This window comes from Spirosoma sp., assembly GCF_048594605.1.
Lineage (GTDB): Bacteria > Bacteroidota > Bacteroidia > Cytophagales > Spirosomataceae > Spirosoma.
Window position 1 is genome coordinate 1 of sequence record NZ_JBMDWV010000148.1, and the last position, 18,939, is coordinate 18,939.

General features: G+C 46.8%; 19 protein-coding genes. 2 read left to right on the top strand and 17 right to left on the bottom strand.

From position 1 onward, the window contains the following. The first annotated feature begins 180 nt into the window (after positions 1 to 180). Entirely contained in the window at positions 181 to 1,203 is a 1,023-nt protein-coding gene (locus tag ACOJS8_RS09450; RefSeq protein ID WP_420148307.1) for an alpha/beta hydrolase, read from the top strand. A gap of 26 nt (positions 1,204 to 1,229) precedes the next feature. Here ACOJS8_RS09450 and ACOJS8_RS09455 read toward each other — a convergent pair whose 3' ends face one another. The 3 genes from ACOJS8_RS09455 to ACOJS8_RS09465 form a co-directional block, all read right to left on the bottom strand. Beyond that, the gene (locus ACOJS8_RS09455) at positions 1,230 to 1,559 is read right to left on the bottom strand and encodes a YrdB family protein (protein WP_420148289.1); all 330 of its coding nucleotides are present in this window, start codon (positions 1,557 to 1,559) and stop codon (positions 1,230 to 1,232) included. 12 nt (positions 1,560 to 1,571) lie between these two features. Further along, complete coding sequence (locus ACOJS8_RS09460; protein ID WP_420148290.1) at positions 1,572 to 1,757, bottom strand: hypothetical protein; 186 nt, start codon at positions 1,755 to 1,757, stop codon at positions 1,572 to 1,574. A 351-nt stretch (positions 1,758 to 2,108) separates the two neighbouring features. Further along, positions 2,109 to 2,444 carry a hypothetical protein gene (locus tag ACOJS8_RS09465; RefSeq protein ID WP_420148291.1) on the bottom strand — a complete coding sequence of 112 codons (336 nt, stop codon included), beginning with the start codon at positions 2,442 to 2,444 and terminating at the stop codon, positions 2,109 to 2,111. 355 nt (positions 2,445 to 2,799) lie between these two features. On the opposite strand from ACOJS8_RS09465, the gene ACOJS8_RS09470 reads away from it, so the two are divergent. Further along, positions 2,800 to 3,321 (top strand): hypothetical protein, encoded by a 522-nt coding sequence (locus ACOJS8_RS09470; protein ID WP_420148292.1) that lies wholly within the window; start codon positions 2,800 to 2,802, stop codon positions 3,319 to 3,321. Between the two features lie 21 nt (positions 3,322 to 3,342). Here the strand turns inward: ACOJS8_RS09470 and ACOJS8_RS09475 are convergent, their stop codons facing one another. The 14 genes from ACOJS8_RS09475 to ACOJS8_RS09540 form a co-directional block, all read right to left on the bottom strand. Then, on the bottom strand, positions 3,343 to 4,353 hold the full coding sequence (locus ACOJS8_RS09475) for a hypothetical protein (RefSeq protein WP_420148293.1): 1,011 nt from the start codon (positions 4,351 to 4,353) through the stop codon (positions 3,343 to 3,345). A 16-nt stretch (positions 4,354 to 4,369) separates the two neighbouring features. Further along, positions 4,370 to 5,392 carry a glycosyltransferase family 2 protein gene (locus tag ACOJS8_RS09480; RefSeq protein WP_420148294.1) on the bottom strand — a complete coding sequence of 341 codons (1,023 nt, stop codon included), beginning with the start codon at positions 5,390 to 5,392 and terminating at the stop codon, positions 4,370 to 4,372. 8 nt (positions 5,393 to 5,400) lie between these two features. Beyond that, positions 5,401 to 6,228, bottom strand: coding sequence for a DUF5672 family protein (locus tag ACOJS8_RS09485; RefSeq protein WP_420148295.1), 828 nt, complete (start codon positions 6,226 to 6,228; stop codon positions 5,401 to 5,403). Continuing rightward, complete coding sequence (locus tag ACOJS8_RS09490; protein WP_420148296.1) at positions 6,225 to 7,304, bottom strand: glycosyltransferase family 9 protein; 1,080 nt, start codon at positions 7,302 to 7,304, stop codon at positions 6,225 to 6,227. Before ACOJS8_RS09490 ends, ACOJS8_RS09485 begins: the two co-directional genes overlap by 4 nt. Then, positions 7,301 to 8,380 carry a glycosyl transferase gene (locus ACOJS8_RS09495; protein ID WP_420148297.1) on the bottom strand — a complete coding sequence of 360 codons (1,080 nt, stop codon included), beginning with the start codon at positions 8,378 to 8,380 and terminating at the stop codon, positions 7,301 to 7,303. Before ACOJS8_RS09495 ends, ACOJS8_RS09490 begins: the two co-directional genes overlap by 4 nt. A gap of 30 nt (positions 8,381 to 8,410) precedes the next feature. Continuing rightward, positions 8,411 to 9,610 (bottom strand): glycosyltransferase family 4 protein, encoded by a 1,200-nt coding sequence (locus ACOJS8_RS09500; protein ID WP_420148298.1) that lies wholly within the window; start codon positions 9,608 to 9,610, stop codon positions 8,411 to 8,413. Positions 9,611 to 9,673: 63 nt separating this feature from the next. Next, positions 9,674 to 10,327: an acetyltransferase gene (locus tag ACOJS8_RS09505; RefSeq protein ID WP_420148299.1), complete on the bottom strand. Its 654-nt coding sequence runs from the start codon at positions 10,325 to 10,327 to the stop codon at positions 9,674 to 9,676. A gap of 57 nt (positions 10,328 to 10,384) precedes the next feature. Next, the gene (locus tag ACOJS8_RS09510; RefSeq protein ID WP_420148300.1) at positions 10,385 to 11,098 is read right to left on the bottom strand and encodes a WbqC family protein; all 714 of its coding nucleotides are present in this window, start codon (positions 11,096 to 11,098) and stop codon (positions 10,385 to 10,387) included. A gap of 38 nt (positions 11,099 to 11,136) precedes the next feature. Then, positions 11,137 to 13,203 (bottom strand): ArnT family glycosyltransferase, encoded by a 2,067-nt coding sequence (locus tag ACOJS8_RS09515; RefSeq protein WP_420148301.1) that lies wholly within the window; start codon positions 13,201 to 13,203, stop codon positions 11,137 to 11,139. A gap of 96 nt (positions 13,204 to 13,299) precedes the next feature. Continuing rightward, entirely contained in the window at positions 13,300 to 14,409 is a 1,110-nt protein-coding gene (locus ACOJS8_RS09520; RefSeq protein WP_420148302.1) for a DegT/DnrJ/EryC1/StrS family aminotransferase, read from the bottom strand. Positions 14,410 to 14,498: 89 nt separating this feature from the next. Further along, entirely contained in the window at positions 14,499 to 15,755 is a 1,257-nt protein-coding gene (locus ACOJS8_RS09525; RefSeq protein WP_420148303.1) for a polysaccharide ABC transporter ATP-binding protein, read from the bottom strand. A gap of 84 nt (positions 15,756 to 15,839) precedes the next feature. Further along, positions 15,840 to 16,670: an ABC transporter permease gene (locus ACOJS8_RS09530; RefSeq protein WP_420148304.1), complete on the bottom strand. Its 831-nt coding sequence runs from the start codon at positions 16,668 to 16,670 to the stop codon at positions 15,840 to 15,842. A 103-nt stretch (positions 16,671 to 16,773) separates the two neighbouring features. Then, on the bottom strand, positions 16,774 to 17,889 hold the full coding sequence (locus ACOJS8_RS09535; RefSeq protein ID WP_420148305.1) for a hypothetical protein: 1,116 nt from the start codon (positions 17,887 to 17,889) through the stop codon (positions 16,774 to 16,776). Between the two features lie 13 nt (positions 17,890 to 17,902). Then, positions 17,903 to 18,939 (bottom strand): SLBB domain-containing protein (locus tag ACOJS8_RS09540; protein ID WP_420148306.1); only part of this gene is annotated, 1,037 nt, incomplete at its 5' end.

The window sequence follows — 18,939 nt, forward strand, 5'->3', positions numbered from 1 at the left end:
GTTAAGTCAGTTATAAGCGCCAAAACTATAGCGATTCTAACTGACTTCACGTTTTCACTATTGTCTGATTAGGTTAGATGTAGCCGTAACGGTTCTTTGTATTTAACATCAGTAGCCAACCCGTCCATCATGAAGAAAATATTCATTCATCCACATAACTTACTGGGCTCACATATTCTTATGCTGTCTTTTCTTTATTTTTTCAGCATAGAGGGATTCTGTCAATCGACGCTACATGGTTCTGTAGAACGTATTAAGGTTCATGGGAAAGGACTTGAAGGAAATCTTGCGGGCGATTCGCCCGATCGGGACGTATCCATTTATCTTCCTCCCAGTTATAAAGCAGAATCAAAACGGCGTTACCCAGTCGTATATTTTCTGCATGGATTTACGGATAATGACGCGCAATGGTACGGAGTAACCAAGCATTGGATAAACTTACCACTTGTTGTTGATAAAGCTTTTACAGATGGGCAGATCCAGGAAATGATCATCGTAACCCCCAATGCATATACGCGCTTTCGGGGCAGCATGTACTCTAACTCAGTTACGACGGGCAATTGGGAAGATTTTGTTGCTAAAGAACTGGTTACCTACATGGACCAGCATTATCGCACGATTCCCAAGGCGTCCAGTCGTGGATTGGCTGGACATTCAATGGGAGGTTATGGAAGTATACGTATTGGACAGAAACACCCGGAAATCTTCTCTAGTCTCTACTTGCTGAGTCCTTGTTGTATGACGCCCGGCAACAATCGCCCGGTCAATCCCGAAGCGGTTGCCAAAATGGAAGCTGTAAAAAACCTGGATGACATCGATAAAGCTGATTTTATGACACAGGCCACATTTGCCTCGGCGGCTGCCTGGTCACCAAATCCAGCCAAACCACCGTTTTTTATTGATCTGCCGGTTGAGAATGGCCAACCTCAGCCAGACATAGCCGCAAAATGGACTGCCAATGCTCCCCTGGCCACGATTGATCAATATATATCTAACCTGAAGCAACTGACAGGGTTTGCCTTTGATGCCGGTAACAAAGACCAGAGTATCGCTGCCAGCATTAAAGTTCTGGATCAGGTCTTAACCAATTATCAGATAGCGCACACCTATGAGGAGTATGAAGGAGACCACCTCAATCGCATTGCAGAACGTATTGAACAGAAAATGCTTCCTTTTTTCTCTAAGAATTTATCGAGACGCTGATCATTTATAGAATAATGGTTCTGCCGTTAATCCTGTAAGAGCAGTGCAATGATTTCGCTTAGCAGAGCAATGGAGCCGAAGAGAATGGCTAGATGAGCCTGGCCGGTTTGGTACAATAAAAAAGCTGATAAACCGAATAAGGATATGGTAAACAGGGAGCGATAGGGGAGGTCTAACCGGTACGTAGACCTTGGAGCGGCAAATATTCCCCACAGTATGATGGCGGATAAAGGCAGACCGATGCCTAGCAAATAGTTATGGTAAGCGCTGGAAAAACCAGCGTAGCTCAAAGAAGCCAGCATGCTGAGTTCAACCATAAAGTAGATTGCCTGATGGATAGCTCTAATCAGAGGCATAACTTCTCAAGGTCAATCGGGCCATTTTTCTAAACCAGCGGCTATGCGTAAAGCCCGCTGGACATCTTCCCAGTAAAAACCGCTTTCGTAACCAGTAGACAGGCGATCGCAGGTTTCCAGAAAATCATTTGCTGCCTCAAATTGCTGCTGTTCAGGGGCAGGTAGCTGTTCCTCAGACGAAGGGCCTGTCGTTTCCATAGCCTAAAAATTAATTAAGTCAGGTTCTTACAACGTAGCGAATCGCAAGCTACTATAAACAGCAGTAACGTAGTATGGAAAAAGCAAGATTTTTCGCAGGACAAAACCTGTTATGTCGACAAGCAAAACTGGCAAGCCGAACCCATTGAAGAATGTTATGAAAATCGCGGGATATCGAATGAAGAAACTGAGTGCCGGGCCTGGGCAACCGTTAATAAAGTGTCGTTCAGGAAAAGCAGTAATCTATACCGACTCAACAACGTATTTAATTGTAGCTAAAGCTTTTAGCCGTAGTCTTATCGGCTAAAAGCTTTAGCATGTTACGGGTAGATCAGTTTTGTGAAATAGCCATCAAGAATGTGTAGCAACCAGAGAAGGATAATCGGTTTGCGCGCCTGTCGATTCGATCTTATCCACTGAAACAACCAGAGTGGCCAATGCTTCTTTTGTCGACTCATCAATCATAATTACCCAGTCCGTCTTGATAACGCGGTGCGTTTTATGGCCGATGGGATCATGAACAGGAGTATTTACCGCCTTTTTTTGTGTGAAAGCAATATTGATGGTATCACCTTCTTTGAAGGTTGGCACAAAGCTAAAATACCCGTCGGCCACAATGCTGGCTGCCCTGGTATCGGCCGCTGGTTCGTAAAAGATTACCTTTAGATTTTCTGATTGAGCACTCATCTGACAGTAGAGATTAGTAATAAAATAAAGCACTTGCTTAACCGGGCAGTCAGGCTAAATGTTATTGGCAGCGTTGGGTATAGAATACGTAGTGTTTTGAATTACTCCTTTGTGTTGAGCCTGCAGATAGTATTTGACCCTTAAATACGTTAACGCAGGGAAAAGCCTTTTACGAAGAATTTACCAGGCCGGTCTTGATTTTTGATGTAGATTCGCGAGGGCTATAGGATAATACCTTCATCTTATAACTTGGATTAAAGCCAGATTTATTCATGCTGAGCTTTTCCATTTGCTAAATGAGTTTGGCAGCTTTTCGAAGAACAGAACTCAAATCGCTATTCGCTTACATCAATTAATGCACACGATCAGGATTCCGTTTATCCTCTTTTTTCTATTGCCCGTAACTTTATATGCGCAGCGTTATCAATCACAGCTCAGGTCCTGGAAATGGGCGGCAACCGCTGAGGCAGGTGGAGTAGGTTCTGCTTTCTCAGTCAATATTGAATACATTCCTGTACAGTTTAAAAAGAGTTTCGTTACGTTACGGGGAGGACTTGGTTACTTAGGGGCTCGGTACAGTATGGCTACTGTTCCTCAGTCAGTTACGTGGAATATTTTGCTGAATCCGAATGTAAAAGATTGCCCACCTCAGGTTCCCCTGAAATCCATGTTTGCCGAAATTGGCCTTGGAGGAGCTTATCTGGTTAACTCAACCACTACGGTTAATTACTTGTACGGACCCATACTAGGCATCCGGCGTTACTTTCTATTTAATGAACGTACCACTGGTTTCTGGAAAGCGCAGATAAGCCCCGTCGTAACTGACCATAACGTAATACCCTGGGGAGGGCTTGCTATAGGAATCGTTCTAGACTAGAATTATGACAACACCGCTCAACTATCGGACGGCTGGAAGATATACTTCATCAAGGAAGCGTGTAATTTTTCGCAACGACTTGACGGTTATATAGCGCCAGCTACGTAACACTACCGGCTCCGGTTTCTGTCCGTAGGCAGGGGAAATTTCATTAATCCGTAAGGCTGAATAAACCGCCAGCGCTTGCCGATACCCGTTTAGCAACTGAGCTACTTCAGGTCGGTCGGGAAGCCGAAGACGATTCTGATGCGGGAACAATCCTTCATTGGGATTTTGCATACCCTTGAAATTTGCAAACAGCAAGGACTGATTCTGTCCAGTCGGGCCACTAGCCAGCCAGCCGTTACGTTCCTGTCGAACCTGTCGCTCGGGCAGATTCCAGAGTGCTACGTGCCAACCGGGGTTCCGAACGACAACAACATCGCGGAAGAAGACAGGTACATGCATTAGCCAGAGCTGGTCTAAACATAGTCCTGCGCAGTAGTCAATGTAAGCGCGACTTCGAACCCGATCATCCCACCAAATCAGCATTCGATCTGTTTCGTCGGAACGGCGGAAGGCTAAAAAATCGGAACTGTAGAGACCAACATTCTGAAAAAATTTTTCGTCGGGCCAGTGCGTATCTTGCGGATTACGAGTGATAAAAGGTGTGAGTAGAATATTTGCCCTGGAAAGTTGCTCCCAGATAGGCGTGAGAGGAGCCAGAAAATGAATATTCGGATCGGCGTAAACAAGTAAATCAACAGCAGGATACCGTCGGAAAGCTTCTGCAATAAGCAATGGTTTGCAGGCCGCAGCAAATTCAGTTGGCGTATACGTAGCGGATAACGTAGTAAGTTGTTCAGCCGAGAGCAGTTCACGAACCGGCAAAAGCGGATAGGGTGAATTAAAGCCAGCGGGTAATTGGCCTGGGTCGTCGGCTAAGCCAATCACAACCGAAGCAGACGCATGGCTGGTGGCATATTTTACAAAACTGTCGGCCAGTGCGAAAGCCTGGGGCAGTTGGCGGATGGTACAGATCGTTATTAACACAGATCGCAAAACTACGTTATTCCAATATATCGCCCAAAACGGCCAGGTAGGGCGCATACCAATTTGCCGAGGCATCGGCATACCGATTGTAGTTACCCAATCCCAGGCTTTTTAATACCGGCCAGAGCCTAAACAGTCGGTTAGACGGCAGGTTACTACGCATCGTGAAATGAGCCAATCGTCTGTGAAGCTGAGAAATACCGGGTGCGCTGGGAGGAATACGATCGGCCAGGAACGTATTGATTTGCGTTAGCTGATTCTGTTTACTACGTAGCGGAGCCAGCTTACCAGCCCGGTGTCGGCTGAACCGATCTTTGAGCCTTACCGGATCGGGAGCCGCCTGTTCGCGGACACCAATTTGTTGTTGAGCATGGGTGCGGTAGAGCTGTAATGGCTGATCAACGAATTGAATCGTGTTACGTGCCGCAGCTACCAGGGCCATCCATCCGTCATAAATATAACCAGGAACGTCGTTCGGAATGGGCAGCACAATCAGTAAAAAAGAGCGCCGAACAACCATAGCGCATCCCATGACACGGTTGCCGTCCAGTAATACGTCCATCGTTTCTCCCGATTGCCAGCGGCTCTGCGCGCGTTTATCGAACCGTACAACTTCCCAAAATCGGCCCTGGCGTCCTTCCAGACGTTCATCGGTAACCCAGGCGTCGCAGAAGGCAATCTGAAGGTCTGGGTTCTCTACCATGAATTGAGTCATGGTGCTAATTTTTTCTGGTAGCCAGAAATCGTCCTGGTCGCACAGAAAAATCAGGTCGCCTGTGCAGGCAGATAAAGCGCGCTCAAAATTTTTATTGGAACCCAGACGTTCAGAATTTTTTAGAATACGTACCGAAAATGGGGCTTCGGCAGCTAACTGCTCAATCAATTCGACTGTTCCATCGGTAGAAAGATCGTCGGAAACAACAACTTCATCCGGCCGCTGCTGCTGGTTGAGTAAGCTCTGCCATTGCGCGGGTAAATAAGCTTTTCCGTTGTAGGTGCAAAGCGCAATTGAAACGGTAGGTCGGGTGGGCTCAGTCATCAAAACGCTTAAATTTGGTACCCATAACGGGCAAAAATGGGTCTCCAGTAATCGGTTCCGTGGATATTCCAGGCATGACACCCAAAGGGCAGCTGGCCGTTATTGTAATGCTCAACAGCCCATTTCGGGAAAAATTCAATTGAAAAATGCAGCGCTTTTCGATAACCCGGAATCCGTAGCCTAGGCCAATATCGATTCACTTCAACGCTCCAGAAAACGTCTTCGTGGTACTGATACATGTGCTGGGCTTCGTATTCAGCAATTTTCTCTTTGAACGGCTTGATATAACGTAACATGGCCGCCACACGACGTAGCGTCAGCCCACCGTTGCCAACTGTATTCAGATTAATGATCTCGCGGGGGGTGATGCCATCCGGTTTTTTCATGTTGAGCCAAGTGGCGACACGTTTCCGAATCGTAAAGTCAATCTGGTCGATTGTACTGGTAAAATCACGATCTCGGAGCCAGGGCGCTCCGATATAATCGTATCCCTGCCGACACCAGTAGGCCAGCTCATCCCGAAATACAAACGCATCCAGTTGATGTATCAATAGATACTCCTGATCGCTGAAGGACTGATAAAATTCTTCGGACAGCATCAGGCGATTATAGCCCTGAACATCCGTAAAATAACTGTCGTCAAACGTCCGGGCTTGTACGGTAGGAAGTATTTCGCGATAAGCGGAAATGTCGAGCGAGTGGGGAGCCGCCAGCCAGATCGGGTAATGGCCCAGCATACGTACGCACTGCGTCATCGAAATGCGCTCATAATCGGTCAGCTGCGCCTTATAAACCGGCAGTACTACGTTGACACGCGCTGTAGAAGGCTGATTCATAAGAGTTTAGGTTGGCCTAAGCGCTGTTGCACCGCATCCTGTACCCACTGATAGGGTAGTTCGGCACAGGGGTGGCCAAAATCATTCAGGATAGTTACGCCCTCGCCCCGTTTATAACGTCCGGAATAAGGCAGGTAGTCGACAAAATCGTATAACTTACCCAGTAGGAGAATCGCATCGACACCTGTTGCGTTTGCCATATGAGCCGGACCGCTGTCGATGCCAATAAACAGCCGGGCCTGTCGAATCACTTCGGCGGTTTCCAGCAAACTCAGCTGGCCGCACAAACTACGGAATTTCGGATGCGTTACGGTAACGGTGGGTGTTAAGCCAACTTCAATAACCGGATATGGATACGTAGCAAGCAACCACTGCACCAGTTTGTTCCAGTTGGCTGCGGGCCAGTCGCGCGCTACGTGGCTGGACTGGCAATGAATGACAATTGGTCCAGCAGGCAATTGTAAGGATTCAACTTTATACTGAACCTCTTCCGGAATATACATTTTTGGGTCGGCGGTCAAAGCCGGAAGGCCAGCGGCCTGCGAAAACATGTACAATAAATCGCCCCGATGGTAGTAATTGTCGAAGGTTAGACCGATTTGATCGGCTATTGGATTGATAGGGTCATCAGGGCAGTACTGACACTTTCGGTGCGAAATATGCAGGTTATACACCTTATCGTAAATACCTGTCTTAAGCAACTGAACCCGTTCGCCGGGGCATGTTTCAAGGAGGTAGCCATCCAGATTGGGATTGTATTTTACCAGATCAACGAAAGCTGGCCGAACAACCCAGATAATATATCCGTCAGGATGAAGCTTACGAACTTCGCGGGCAACCGGCTCACAGGCGATAATGTCGCCCATTTGTTCCGATAAAATTATGGACACTAAAGGGCGGTTGCCGATCTGTTTTTTGATCTGCTTTAACTGACGATATTTTGCTGAAACGGAACGCGACCGCTCAAGAAGATGGGCTACTTTTTTGTATCGATAACGCCATAATTCCTGGAACTTAGGTCCTTCTGCCGAGCCGTTTGAGGAGCCAAATAATGTGAGACCAAACCAATTACTCATACTTGACGAGATTCTAACAGCGCAATAACTCGGTTAAAAGGAGATTTCAGCAATTTACGCACTCGCTTATAACGTAGCACTACGGGCGGTTTAATATAAACGCAGGGATATCCGCGGTACTGTTCGTTGTGATTTTCCAGCAATCGCTCCCGGTACAAATCGAACAGAGGGCGGACATCAGGGCGTTGCTGCTCCGGTCGATCAACGTATCGGACTGATTTACCAGGTGTTACGTTGGCTGAACCCGCAAATCCATACCGGGTTTGATACTTGGAAATTTCGTCGGGACGGTCGGGATTGTAGCCGCTAAAATGAAAAAACTGTAATAACTCAGGCGCTGCTACGTCCTGCGATTCCTGCTGCTTTCCATTGATTTGCCACTCGCCCGAAACCGTCTGCGAAAAATACCGTTCATGCAGATTCCAGTAAGCGACGTTATAGCCCAAATGCTTTTCAATCAATACGTTGTCGTAATAAACGGGCGCAAAATTGACCCAGTGCTGATCGACGAAAAGGCCCTCGCAAAGGTCTATTCGACATTCATAAATCAAGCGGTCTTTCCACCAATCCACAAATTGCCGGGCTGTAGCATCGTTACGTAAGCCAATAAAGCCCAGATTGAAAATACCTGTGTTGAGATGATGCTGCTCATTCGGGCGTTCCCAATCGGGAGTGGGCGAGCAGGTATGCGGTGTCAGAACCAGACTATATTGTTTCAGCGCTTCATTCAATCGACGTAACGGCTGGAAGACAATAATATCAGGATCAAAGTAAATGACCTCGGTAGCTTCAGGCTTGTTTTTGTAGAAATAGTCGATAAAAAAGGGTTTTACGGCTGTGTTCAGCTCTGTAATATCGTACCGGTCGCACATGGCCGCAAAGTCGGCTATCCCAATTTTATCGACTTCCAGCATTGGATAGTCGGGCATCAGACCAGCTGGCAAACTAGACTCACTTAGTTTATCGACCAGTCCGATAACGTATTGATAATCTGGATTTGTCTGACGTAGTGAATCGCCAAGCGTTCGGGCCTGGGCTAAATAATTTATCGAACAAATGGTAAACGCAAGAGTCATATGGCGAGCACGGCAAAGCCCTGTTGGGAACTATGGCCGAGTCAGTTGATTGAACAAAGTTACGAGAGTTTGGACGCTTTGCTGTGCGGGGTGCCGCTCCAGAATTTTCTGCGCTAACCGTTTACCCATTGTACTACGTAAATCCGGCCGACGAAGTAGCTCAAGAATTCGGCTGCTCATCGTGTCGAGGTCGAGGTAAGGTACTACGTAACCACCATCTGTTTCGATCAGTTCGGGAGCACCGCCAGCACCTTCAAAACACACAACGGGTAGGTTACTTAACCCTGCTTCAAATACAACAAGCGGGTAGGGGTCTTCGCGGGAACAAAGTACAAATACGTCGAAATGGCTCATGTACCGCAGTACGTCCGGCGTTGGTGGAATCAGATGCACCCGGTCCGCTAAACCCGCTTTGTTAATGTCTAAAAGCAGGTCGTCCCGTAGCGTTCCAGTTGGTACACCGACCCAGACAAAATGAACGGGTTCGGTAATTGTGTCGGACGCCCGGCCAATCACCTGACGCGCCAACGTAACAAACAGGTCATTGCCTTTGCGCCACTCCGCATTGCCGCAGCCGCCCACAATCAAGGCGTTGCCGGGCAAACCTAACGATTCATAAATGTTGGGTTGCTGGCGAGCTTGCTGCACGTTACGTTCCAGCGACGGCGTATCAATGAGGGTATAGAGCGTTATACGAGCCGGATCGAAGCCATGTTGTTGCTCATAGTAGCAGGCGGTGGCCTTCGACACGGCTAGCATGCGCGTTGTCCGGCGAAGGAGATAGGCCAGTTCGTCTGGTTGCGTATAGAGACGTACCGACATAGCTAACTCATGTACGAACGTAACGACCGGCGTTTTTTCGGGAATGTTAAGCTGGCTGAACCAGTGGCTGCTGGTAACGGTATTGACCAGCACCAGATCAACCGATTCCAGATTTAACTGCGACTGAACAGCACGTTGATGCGCTTTCAACTGGCGTGCCTGAAATGTATTCCAAAGGCCGAGTTTCCAAAGCACTTTATCGCTCATGGCGCCTACAACGTAGCGGGCCGGAGCAGGCCAGATCGTTACGGGGCAGATCGCCTGGTATTCGCTCAAAAGAGGCCCGCCGTCGCCCAATAGCAGGCGCATCTGAATACCCTCCGCTTTTAGCAAGCGCATCAGATTCAACAGAACAAGTTGTGCACCGGCGCGGTTGGCATCGTGGCCAATGAGAAGAATATTTTTCAAGATAGGAGAGAGGAAAAGAAGGGGAGAAAAGTACAACGGTCATTTCTTCCCTCTTCTCTTTTATTAATACGCTTCGTAGCTGGGCTGAGGAAGTTTTTTGGCTGGGTTACCAATATACAATCCCCACTCATCGGTGTTTTTGTAAATAGCCGAAGCCATTCCAACCAGGGTGCCTGTTGCAATATGCAGGTAATCGCGGATGGTGCTGTTGACGCCAAAAAAACAATATGGTTCGATCACACAGTGGCCAGACATCACTACGTGCGATGTAAAAAAAACGTGATCTTTAATCTGACCGTGGTGGCCAATATGGTTCCCGCTCCAGAGTACTACGTTATTACCGATGGTTGTAAAGGGCTGGATCGTATTGTCTTCCAGAATGAAGCAGTTTTCACCAATCTGGTTACCGAATAGCGTTGCTTTGGAACTGATGTAGGAAATAAATTCGTAGCCTTTTGCTTTTGCTTCGAGATAAATCCGTTCGCGGTTTCGGTTCATGTTCCGGCCGGTCATCGGCGCGAAGAATTTATATTCCTGAGGGGAGAATAAAGTTTCGACCTCTTCAAACGCTACGACGGGCAGGCCGCGAAATTCGGTTTCTTTTATATACTCACGACTGACTGCGAAAGCCACTACGTCGTGTTCCGAATCGTGGGTAAGGTAGAAGTGAGCCAGTTCGGCCGTATCCAGCACACCAAAGATGATAACTTTTGCCATATATAATGAGTGAATGAGTGAAGCTAACGCAGGAACGATTAACTGAACGACTCAAGATTAAACTAGTTCGTACTCGTTTAGCATTGTCTTAACAGCCGTTACGTCGTTGAACATCAGAACATCGATGATGGATAGCCAGGGCACAAACTCATGCGCTCCGGTGCCCCGATTTCCCTGTGGGTACTCGACACGTTTCGATTTAATGAAGTTCAGCTCAATGCCTGCTTCGGCAAATACTGACTTGTCATAAAGCTCAATACCGCCAATAGGATTTATATAACGAGTTGCTTTTTCCTGCCGACAAATATCCAGAATACGAGTCTGCGCTTTTAGCTCTGCATTATTATAAACCGACGAAGATTTGATTAACTGAGTACTCAAATCCAGATATTGTTTCAGCTCAGCAAGACTGAAGTGTATCAGATCAGCAATCGAATCGGTAGTAAAATTGACAATTTTTTCGGTCAATGGCATGACCGTTAGGTAATAGGGCGCTTTCCGATAGCCTTGTTCAATGGTTTTCAGGAGCTTACTGCGCCATTTTGGATCGTCGGCCAGGTGTACTTCGTTAATCCGTTTATTCTGGCTGGCGTCTTTGAGCGGTACGGTAAACATATGTTCCTGCCCATTGATTAAAAGCTTATTTCGGTTGATCCAGCCCCGGTTGATGAACGCCACATCGTCATACAGCACGAACGTATCAACAGCGTTCATGAGCTGCAAGTAGCCGATATAGGGCAAAAAGTAAGGCTGCATGATGGCAAGAGTCATAGGCGTGGTAGGCTATGGAGACGTAGTAGGTTGCGTCTCTACTTAAGTTTTCGCAAAAAATAATCTTCTCCCGGCACAATGACGCTGTTGCGCATGGTCGTATCTGTTCCCAGCCGCAAATCACCGGGTTGAGGAGTGATTACGCTTTTGGCAAAAAATAAATAATCGGCGTCTTTAGGAATGGGTTTCAGTCCCTGCTCAAATGGATTGATGGCAATGAGTCGTCTGGACAATTTTGGGCCATATAACGGATACTCATAATCGTCATTGATGGTAGCCAGAGCAACAACGGCATTGTCGGGTACTAACTCGTCGAAGCGCTTGTAAGGCCGGTAGATATCGGGGCGTCCCAGCGTCATCTGCTGGATACGATCCGACGCAAACGCGGATGGAAAGGATCTGCCATCAGGTGCCGTCCAGGCAAAAGGTAGTGCCCGTGTATTCAGAAATACGCACAGCAAAGCAGAAATACAGCCTACTACGGTGACCAGGCCTACATAACTTTTCCATACCGCTCGTTTCGGTGATTCTATCGACACACGGGTATTCATGAATAAGAGCGCCAGAAACGTAACGCCGAACAGCCCAGTCTCAATAAAATACCGACCTTTGAAAGGGTCATAAGGTGCTGAATAAGAGAGTGCTGCAAAGTGTAACAACAACGCAAGTCCTAAAAATACGTGAGCCGTTGAACGGATATAACCAATCAGCACCAGAAACAGCATTGGAAAGATCAGCCCAAAACCGAATATACCCCAGTAGGGATTGGCATTGTAGAACACAAAACGCCGGTCGAAAGTAAAAGGCTGAATAGAAAAGTCAGTTTCTTCGTCCAGGCGCATGTGCAGTACGTCTTCCAGCGCCACCAGCGGTTCACGCATGATATGGTTTATTCTGGCTCCAATCGCCAGATTTCGAATACCGTCAAGGTTCACGTGATCGTATCCATACCGTACTACGTTTCGACTGCCTTGCTCCAGTAAATTTTTGAGCGGCCCGGCACGCTCTACCGACTGGTGTTTCAGCGCTGTCGGCGGACCAATTGGGTGGCCAAATACTTCAATATTCTTGAGGTAGCCAGTTGGCAATGTCCACAAACAAACCCCAACCCCAATAGCTATCGCCAATCGCCAGGTCCGCTCGAACGTAACGGTCCAGGAGGGCGATAGGAACACGGTGTAGAGCATAATGACAAACACCGATGGTAACAGGAGGGCGAACGTAATCTTATGGCCAAACGCAATCCCGAAAGCCATACCGGCCATATATAGATAGCGATTGTCCGGTTGATTGGCCGTTACGGTAAATCGGTACGTGAACAGCATATAGAGCAGTACACTCAGATAAGCCGTCAGGACGATATCCGTTTCGGTTGTGATAGCCTGCATCAGAAAATCGGGAAGCAGGGCATACGTTAAGGCACAGAAAAAGCTGGCAGATAATTTATTCTGCCCGATACGCTGGACAATGCCAAATACGGCAACAATGGCTGTCCAGTAACTCAGATGATGAATAAACTTAAAGCCATTTTCGAAATGGCCAGTCATCAGAAACGTATAAATCTGAAGCGTACAGACACTTTTTGGATACGTGTCCATATTCCAGTTTGTACCTCCGAAGTGGCGCATCGTACCGCGTTGGACGTACTGCATTACCCGATTCAGGTGTCCGGTCATACTGTCCCATTCATTCGGAACCGTAAACAGAACCATGAGCAGATTTGTAAAGGCAATAATAAACAGCGTAGCGAACAGGCTTGAGAAAATAAATCGGTTGTATGTCGGAAGTGCACGAAACCATTCTCGACCCAAAGCCCATCTGTCTCGTATAAGTAACCTGAGAGAAAAACGCTCCTGACGGGGCAACAGACGCTGAAGAATAGCGCTGAGCAGGGTAGACGTAACAAAAACTGAGCCCGCCCACACAAACGTATTAGCCGTTTGGTAAAGAGCCGATAAAACGAAACCGGTTAAAATAACACTTCCTGCACCTAATAGAAATGTGGTTAGCCACCATTCTGTTAACGAAGGGCGGCAAATAGAGGTTGAGAGTCGTCCAACGTAACCAATAAACAACAAAAACGCCAGGAGATACAAAATAGTCATAAAATACTGTACCGTGAAGGCAGTTACGGATCGAAAACGAGATTTTCGCTAGGCCGTATGAATGGGTGAATTCATCGAAAATAGCCTGACAATACGTTACGCGTTTTCGCTTACGATTGCTATGGCTTCGTTTACTATTCCAGAAATCTGGTCAACTTCTGCCTCGGATAAACTCGGATATAGCGGTAGGCAAAGCACGCGTAGTGCTACGTCCTCCGATATAGGACAATATTGGGCTTTATCATTATCCGACGTAATGACGAACGGTAATTTATTGAGAGAAGGATAAAAATACCGCCGGGGTGTGATGTCCTGGGCTTTGAGAGCATCCGCAACCCGCAATAATGTTTCTTCAGAATCCAGGACAATAGGGTAGTAGGCATAATTGTAGCCTACGCCGGGCGTCAGTGACGGACGGGTAATTCTAGTGAAATCGAGTCGATTATTGTAGTAGCTAAAGACCTGTCGGCGGGCGGCTATTAGGTCCGGAACCTTCGGTAGCACACAAAGGCCCATGGCGGCATGAAACTCCGAGTTTTTTGCATTGATTCCAATGCTAAAGTAATCGTCGTTGCGATGACCGAATGAGCGGTAGAAGTGTAATTTTTGAGCGAGTTCGTCATCATCTGTTACGATGCAGCCGCCCTCAACGGTATGGAAAACCTTCGTTGCATGAAAGCTACACGTACTTACATCGCCGTAACTTAATATTGAGCGATCGTTATACGTAGCGCCAAAGGTATGCGCAGCATCGTAGATCACTTTCAGGTTGTGTTTTTCCGCAATAGCCTGAATCTGCTCGATCTGGCAGGCATTGCCATACACATGAGTAGCCATAATCGCCTGTGTGTTTTCGGTGATTAGCGGCTCAATTTTAGCGGGATCGATGTTGAAATCGTCAGGACGAATGTCGGCAAAAACAGGTGTACATCCTTCCCAAAGTATAGCATTCGTCGTTGCTACGTAGGAAAACGGGGTTGTAATGACTTCTTTGTTGATACCCAGGGCCTTCAGAGCCATCTGAAGCACAACGGTGCCGTTTGTGCAGAACTTGAGGTGTTTTACACCCAGAAATTCTTTCAGTTGAGACTCTAACTTGCGCAGGAGTGGGCCGTCGTTAGTTAGGTGTACTGTTTCCCAGATTTCTTTCAGGTAGTTTGTGTACTCTTCCAGATCTGGCAGGTATGATTTGGTGACGTTGATCATTAGTTGGTCATTAGTCAGTTAGTTGTCAGTATTGGGTGATTTTCGAGTCGCCATACTTTCGGATCGGCCGCTCGTCAATCTGTAAATGATTACTCACTGACAACAGGTTCCAACATATTCATTTGAAACGGAAACTGCGGACGTACGTAACCTGGCCATTTTCCGTACCAGGCAATACCTTCGCGGTAATCTTCGACATCAAAGGTAAGCCCTTCTTCCATAATATAAATTGGCGTAACCGTGTCTTTCACAACCATGATCGATATGGTGTAAGAGCCGTCGTTCAAAAAATAGCCTGGAATAACGCATTCGCCGACAAATAATCCCTTACCGCACGGTTGCGACTGAGTCCCGATGTTGAAGATGCATTCGCCCGTTAGTGAGTTGAGATGAAGGCTTAGATTCAGGTTGGCCCGATCCATCATATTCCAGAATTCAAACCGCACCTTCATAGGCGTGCGCACATCAATATGGGTTAAATCGCCCTGATATTCTGGTATTAATTCAAAATGACGTATACGTACCAGATTGTTGCCGGGAGCTTCTTCTGGGCTATCCCAATGACGTGTCAATCGAGTTTTCGATACTTTACTCAGGTAGGAAGCAATGACCTGGTTGGTTTCCCCCTGTTCAATGAGTCGACCTTTTTCAAAATATAAGGTCTTGTTGCACAAAGCCTGAACAGCAGTCAGGTTATGACTTACGAAGATAATTGTCCGGCCACTGGCCGAGTTATCCCGCATTTTGCCGAGACTTTTTTTCTGAAACTCCGCATCGCCGACTGCCAGTACTTCGTCTACAATCATGATTTCCGGATCAAGGTGCGCAGAAATCGCAAAACCCAGCCGGACATACATTCCTGAAGAGTATCGCTTTACCGGTGTATCCAGAAATTTTTCAACGCCAGCAAAGGCGACAATCGCATCAAACTGTTTGCGGATCTCTCCACGGGTCATCCCCAGCAGTGACCCGTTCAGGTATATGTTCTCCCGGCCAGTTAGCTCGGGGTGGAATCCGGTACCTACTTCCAGCAAGCTGGCTACCCGACCGCGAATACGTACTGTACCCGTAGTTGGCTCAATAATTTTGCTTAAAATTTTGAGCATGGTGGATTTGCCCGCGCCATTATGGCCGACAATACCAACCCGATCGCCTTGTTCAATAGAAAAGCTAACATCACGTAACGCCCAGAATTCCTCATGCGTGAGGCCTTCTGTGTCTTTTTTACCTCCAAATAAGGATCGGAAGTTCTCCGTAATGACATCACGAAGCGTTGTGCCGCCTTTTCCCTTCTTGTGGTCAATAATGTATTGCTTACTTATATTCTCGACAGTAATGACAGACATAGTAAAAGTCGTCAGTCGATAATCATCAATCAATTGTTGTTCGTATTTCCCTGCTAACCGTATTGATCGATGACTACCGACTAGTTAAATATCATCAACAAATGTATTCTCCCGTTTCCGGAAAAAATAGAGTGATAAGCCTAAAGATATAACAACAATTAGTACAGCTGTTATCAGGCTATTAGGATTGAAATAGGCCTTCCCTCCGAGTAAAGACCAGCGAAAACCATCAATAATGCCTACCAGCGGATTAAGCGTATAAATCGAATACCACGACTTATCCGCAACCACACGGCTTGTGTAGGCAATTGGGCAGGCATAAAAACCAACCTGTACCAGGAATGGAATAAGCTGACCCACATCACGGAACCGTACATTGATAACCGCAAAGAATAAACCGAAGGCAAAAGCAGCTAATACCGCCAGCAGAATAAAAAACGGCAAAAAAAACAGATGCCAGCTTGGCATAAACTGATACCAGATGGCTAAGAGTACAAACAACCCCAGCGAAACCAGAAAATCGACAAAGCTGATTGCAATGGCACTAATCGGCATGATAAGCCGGGGAAAATAAACTTTCGTAACCAGATTGGAATTCATCGTTACGCTGTTGCTAATCTGGGTAAAAGCCGTTGCAAAGAAAGTCCAGACGGTAATACCACCCAGCACCATCAGCGGGTAGGGTACACCCGGATCGGAGGGTAATTTTGCAATCTTGCTAAAAACGACAACCATGATCATCATAGTGATCAGCGGTCTGATCAGTCCCCAGGCTGTTCCAAGTGCCGTTTGTTTATAACGTACTGAAATATCGCGCATCGACAGAATATATAACAATTCCCGATTACGCCATAAGTCGCGCCAGTAATGTCGCTCGGAACGGCCAGGCTGTATAATTACTTCATGTGTTTTCAAAATAGGTAGTGTAGGTTGAATGTATTTATGCAGGACGAATAGCGTATTGAAGCCTTAAAAAAGGTAACTCGGTTAAAGCGTCTACTTCATCGCCTGTGATTTATTAAGCTCCCTTCATAATCGAGCGGTAGGTTTCTCGTAGGAAAATAACGACGATCGATAAAATAAGGCCGAGTGCAATACCCGCCTGCATTCCGACCGTTGCCTTTACTTCCCGATAAAGAGGAAAATAGACGGGCTTGATGATTGTAAATAACGGCGTTTCTCGGATAAGCGATAGGCGCATATTGTCGGCACTTTGCAGGGCTGAATAGTACAGACCTGAAAGATACGTCGAATTACGTGTTAAGGTACTTTCCTTAATTTTTGCCTGCGCAACAACCATTTGCTGGTTCTGGTCCATGTACTTTGCCAGTGCGGTTTCGGTGCCCGTCATTTTTTTGGCCAGCGAATCCACTCGTTTAACAAGCAAATCATACATTTCCCGTGTCTTTTTCGTCTGTTTGCGCTGATAATCGTTCTCAATCGTCTGCAGATGTTTCTCGATGAAAGTGGCCGTTAATTGCTCATCTTCCATGAAGCCGCTAATTTCGATAAAGGATGATTTGCGTTCGGGTTGTTTAAGCGCAATCTCCGTAACAACCCTATTGTAAATATCTGACATGGCCAGCTGCTCCTGTTTGGTATATTCATTCGGGGTTTTCGCCCGCTTGAAATAAAACGATTGCATGGCTTCGTTATCCTGCCATTCTTTATCGCGGATACCGCTGTGACGGATGTAGTAATTCACCAGCAAAGTGTCTTTTCCATTGATGGTATCGTGCTGCATCAGCGTTTTTTCGACAACCGGTCGGGAGGTGGCATAAATAAGAAAGTTGTCGCCAAGAAAAATATTGGCGTCAGGTGCACCGCCCCCTAACCCAAAGGCACCGGCTAACTGACCCAGTTCGCCTAGTCCGCCACCTCCTGCTGATCCACCACCCAGATTGAATAGGATAGAGGCATTGTAGATAGGCGGTTTTTTGTGAGTCAAGTCATAAATAAAACCAATCACTCCACCCAAAATTACCAGCATGAGTAGTATTTTCCAGTTTCGCTGTGCTACGTTCTTTAACTGAAAAATGCGCAAGACAACAGACTTTGGCGAAATCTGATCCGGTGGCAGCGGCTGAGGTGTTGTCACCGGGCTTGCGGTTGTAGTCAGGTTATTAGACGTCATGTTGTAATTCTCTTTAATTGGCTACTCGACTTAATGCTATAATCAATCCGATTACAGAAAGCAGTGAGGAGATAGTACCAGCTGTTGAACTGAGCAATTGTTGCGGAGTAAGCGGAGTACCTGTCTTTCTGGGTACAATAACCTCCGCGCCGGGTTCAATCCGTGGATAGATGTTGAAAAACATAAACTTACGTGTCCGATCGACCGAGCCATTTGCATAAACCACAAACGAAAGACGACGTTGCGATTTTGTGGTGAACCCGCCGGCATCGCTTATGAAATCGCGGAAACTGCGGCCAGAACGATATTTGACCGTTTTGGGCAATTGCACTTCGCCCTGAACACGTACCGTTTCGAGTAGTTTAGGAATACGTAGAATATCGTTTTCCTGAACCAGAATATCTTCAGATGAACCTGGGTTTTCCAGAATTTTCTTTAAGTTAATGTCAATGGGTTCGAGTTTGTTCGGTGTCACTACGTCTGCTTCAACGACCGTCTTATTCGCATTGTCACCAACTTCGTCAATTATAGCTTTTTTACGTAGCAACTCATCCTCACTTAGCGTAACGGCACGTAATAAAGTCGCTCCTTCAACATAAGCGAACGGAGTTAAGCCCCCTGCCATTTTAATTAAGTCTGAAATTTTCTGATCCTTACTCTGAATTGGATAGAGACCAGGGGTCATCACTTCGCCTTCAATACCGGCCGATGTCTGAATTATATAATTGGGAGAGCGACGTACCGTGATCTGGTCATAAGGGGCTAAAACAAACTTGTTGTCATCGGTGCCGAGTGATAAATCCCGGTTGACATTGAATTTGAAAACTTCCGCAATCTGGGCATTTCTAGCCGTTGGGTCAGCATCTCGTTTACGACGAACCACTTCAACCTGAGAAGCGGCTGCCGACTCTTTAAGGCCACCCGATCGTAAAAGAGCATCGTTTAAGGTCATATTAGCCATATATGGGATAACCTCAAGCGGCTTGTTGACTTCCCCTTTTACGGAAATGCTGGCTGGCTCAGCCAAATCAAAGCGCGACGTAATAATGA